2 protein-coding genes are annotated in these 1680 nt (G+C 71.9%); one reads left to right on the top strand and one right to left on the bottom strand.

All coding sequences use genetic code 11. The annotated features are described in order from the left end of the window. A partial coding sequence (locus HR086_RS46710) for a GNAT family N-acetyltransferase (protein ID WP_174468895.1) occupies window positions 1–239 on the bottom strand: 239 nt, incomplete at its 3' end. Between the two features lie 250 nt (window positions 240–489). On the opposite strand from HR086_RS46710, the gene HR086_RS46705 reads away from it, so the two are divergent. Next, on the top strand, window positions 490–1548 hold the full coding sequence (locus HR086_RS46705; protein WP_254626772.1) for a nitronate monooxygenase family protein: 1059 nt from the start codon (window positions 490–492) through the stop codon (window positions 1546–1548). The last annotated feature ends 132 nt before the right edge of the window (window positions 1549–1680 follow it).

The following is a 1680-nucleotide window of genomic DNA, read 5'->3' as shown; positions in this document are numbered from 1 at the left end:
CGGCCCACCCACCTGCCCGTGGAGCGCTCCAGCACGGAGAACATGCCAAAGCCCTGGAGCGCCCAGCTCCCCGCCATGGAGCTCATGGCCCGCCAGACGACGGAGCGGGGCTGGAGGCCACCGATGTGGCGCGAGGAGTCGGGGTCGGCCATCAGGGCCACGAAGCCCTCGAAGTCCTCCCGTGCCGTCGGGCGCAGGATGAGGCGCGCGGTTTCAAGCGTCGGTCCCGGTGCTTGCATCATCAAGTTCCTTTGGAGAATCGAGCGGCGCGGCAGGGTTGCACCCGCCCCCCGCCGGGGCAAGCGCTCGTTGCCCCGTGGCAGGCGCCCTCGCCACAAGCGCGGCTTCTCCTCGCGGTTATCCGGAAAAGACCCCGAGCGCCCGCCTGTCCGGACATCGGGTCGCGGGGCAGGCCCCTCGTCGCTAGGACAGCGGCGCACACGACGGCGCGAGGGCCTTCCCATGTGGACCGAGACACGAGTGGCACGGATGCTTGGAACCCGGCTCCCCCTCATCCAGGGGCCGTTTGGCGGAGGCATGTCGTCGACGCGGCTGGCGGCGGCGGTGTCCGAGGCGGGAGGGCTGGGCTCGTTCGGCGCGCACCACCTGAGCGCGTCGCACATCGAGGACACCGTCCGGGAGCTGCGGGGGCTCACCTCGCGGCCGTTCGCCATCAACCTGTGGGTCCCGCTGGAAGGGGAGCGGGAGCTGCGCCCCACGCCGGAGGAGTTCCAGGCGAACGTCGCCCGGCTGAAGCCCTGGTACGACGAGCTGGGCCTGCCCGCGCCCACTTACCCCAGCGCCTTCTCCCAGGACTACGACGCGCAGCTTGACGCGGTGCTCGCGCTCAAGCCGCCGGTGTTCAGCTTCATCTTCGGCATCCCGTCGGCGCGCATCCTGGATGCGTGCCGGGCCTCCGGAATCCTCACGGTGGGGACGGCGACGAACGTGGACGAGGGGCTCGCGCTGGAGCGCGCGGGGGTGGACCTCATCGTCGCGTCGGGCAGCGAGGCGGGTGGACACCGGGCCTCGTTCCTCAGGCCCGCGGACGAGTCCCCCGCGACGACGGCGCTGGTGCCTCAGCTGGTGGACCAGGTGCGCACGCCCGTCATCGCCTCGGGTGGCATCGCCGACGGCAGGTCGGTGGCCACGGCCCTGGCGCTGGGAGCCGAGGGCGTCCAGGTGGGCACCGCCTTCCTCGCATGCGAGGAGTCCAACGCCAGTGACGTCTATCGCAAAGCGCTGCGCCAGGAGTCCGCGCGCGCCACGGTGCTGACGCGCGTCTTCTCCGGACGCTATGCGCGCGGCATCAAGAACCGCTTCCTGCGGGAGATGACGCCTCACGAACACGACGTCCCGCCCTACCCGGTGCAGAACTGGTTCACCCAGCCGCTGCGGCAGGCGGCGACCCGTCAGGGGCGCGAAGACCTCCTCTCGCTGTGGGCGGGACAGAACGCGCCCCTCATCCGGCACTCGCGCGCGCCGGAGCTGGTCGACTTCCTGGAGAAGGACACCACCCGCGTGCTGGCGCGGCTCGCGGGACTCTGAGCCGCGCGAGGCGTCGGTCCAGGAGGCGCTCGCGCCGCACGCCCTCCCTCCGAGCCCTCGCGGCGCCTTGACGGCGCGGGAAGTCCCGTGCTCAAGCACCGACGAATGTCGGACCCAAGCGCCCCCCTTCCC

This window comes from Myxococcus sp. CA039A (assembly GCF_013336645.1).
Taxonomy (GTDB): domain Bacteria; phylum Myxococcota; class Myxococcia; order Myxococcales; family Myxococcaceae; genus Myxococcus; species Myxococcus llanfairpwllgwyngyllgogerychwyrndrobwllllantysiliogogogochensis.
This window is presented reverse-complemented; position numbering and strand designations above follow the sequence as displayed.

Excerpts from the sequence above, each read along its gene's own strand:
- HR086_RS46705 (WP_254626772.1), top strand. The coding sequence starts at position 490 with ATGCTTGGAACCCGGCTCCCCCTCATCCAGGGGCCGTTTGGCGGAGGC.